This window comes from Neisseria sp. P0022.S010 (genome assembly GCF_051956635.1).
Genome location: NZ_JBQCXF010000614.1, coordinates 1 through 1,638, shown reverse-complemented (window position 1 = coordinate 1,638; position 1,638 = coordinate 1). Strand labels below are relative to the sequence as shown.

Annotated in this window: 1 protein-coding gene; it reads left to right on the top strand. The window is 52.9% G+C overall.

The window, feature by feature from the left end:
- Positions 1-119 precede the first annotated feature (119 nt).
- On the top strand, positions 120-1,628 hold the full coding sequence (ppx, locus tag ACTHUT_RS19960) for an exopolyphosphatase (RefSeq protein ID WP_250600172.1): 1,509 nt from the start codon (positions 120-122) through the stop codon (positions 1,626-1,628).
- Positions 1,629-1,638: the final 10 nt, after the last annotated feature.

The window sequence follows — 1,638 nt, the reverse complement described above, 5'->3', positions numbered from 1 at the left end:
CTTAAAATCAGCATTATAAAATACATCTATGAGCAGAATCAAAGAGCTGTATACCTTTTATTGTCAAGTGATACCGCCTAAAGTAACATTTAGGTTTTTCTAATCAACCGGTATTGTTTATGACCACCTCTCCCGCCAACGTTTTAGCCTCCGTCGACTTGGGTTCCAACAGTTTCCGCCTGCAAATTTGTGAAAACAACAACGGCCAGCTGAAAGTCATCGACTCGTTCAAACAAATGGTTCGCTTTGCCGCCGGCTTGGACGAACAAAAAAACCTGAGCGAAGCCTCTCAAGAACAAGCCTTGGAATGTTTGGCAAAATTTGGCGAACGCCTGCGCGGATTCCAACCCGAAAACGTGCGCGTGGTGGCCACCAACACTTTCCGCGTCGCCAAAAACATCGCCCAATTCCTGCCCCGTGCCGAAGCGGCGCTGGGTTTTCCCATCGAAGTCATCGCCGGCCGTGAAGAAGCGCGTCTGATTTACACCGGCGTAGTGCATACCCTGCCGCCCAAAGGCGACAAAATGCTGGTTATCGACATCGGCGGCGGCTCGACCGAATTTGTCATCGGCTCGGATTTGCAACCGCTGACCACAGAAAGCCTGCCTTTGGGCTGCGTAACGTACAGCATGCGCTTCTTCCAAAACAAAGTGACCGCCAAAGATTTCCAAGCCGCCGTTTCCGCCGCGCGTATCGAAATCCAGCGCATCAGCAAAATGATGAAGCGTACCGGTTGGGATTTCGCCATCGGCACCTCCGGTTCGGCAAAATCCATACGCGACGTTTTGGCGGCCGAATTGCCGCAAGAAGCCGACATTACCGCCCAAGGCATGCGTTATCTTGCCGATAGGATTATCGAAGCCGGTTCGGTTAAAAAAGCCAAATTTGAAAACCTCAAACCCGAACGCATCGAAGTTTTTGCGGGCGGATTGGCCGTGATGATGGCGGCTTTTGAAGAACTCTCGCTGACTAAAATGACCGTTACCGAGGCCGCACTCCGCGACGGTGTGTTCTACGACTTAATCGGCCGCAGCCTCAATGTCGATATGCGCGAACAGACAACGGCAGAGTTCCAAAAACGCTACCACGTCAGCCTCAACCAAGCCAAACGCGTTGCCGATACCGCGCAAGCCTTTATGAACAGCCTGTGCCACGCCAAAAACGTAACCGTTCAAGAGCTTGCCCTGTGGAACCAATACCTCAGCCGCGCAGGCCGTCTGCATGAAATCGGTTTGGATATTGCCCATACCGGCTATCACAAACACTCCGCCTATATTCTCGAAAACGCCGATATGCCGGGCTTCTCACGCAAAGAGCAAACCATTTTGGCGCAACTGGTTATCGGCCATCGCGGCGACCTCAAGAAAATGGCGGACATTATCGGCAACAACGAAATCATGTGGTGTGCCGTGTTGTCCCTGCGCCTGGCCGCCCTCTTCTGTCGCTCGCGCCTGCCGCTTGATTTGCCGCCGCAAACCCAGCTTCGCGTCGATGAAAACAACCACAGCTTTATCTTGCGCATCAACGCCCAATGGCTGGAGCAACACCCCCTCATCGCCGATGCGCTGGACTACGAAAGCGCGCAATGGCAAAAAATCGATATGCCTTTCTCGGTTCAAGCACAATAAACCGCGCTCC

Bases quoted from the DNA above. Each gene is read 5' to 3' on its own strand.
- ppx (WP_250600172.1), top strand. From the start codon at position 120: ATGACCACCTCTCCCGCCAACGTTTTAGCCTCCGTCGACTTGGGTTCC.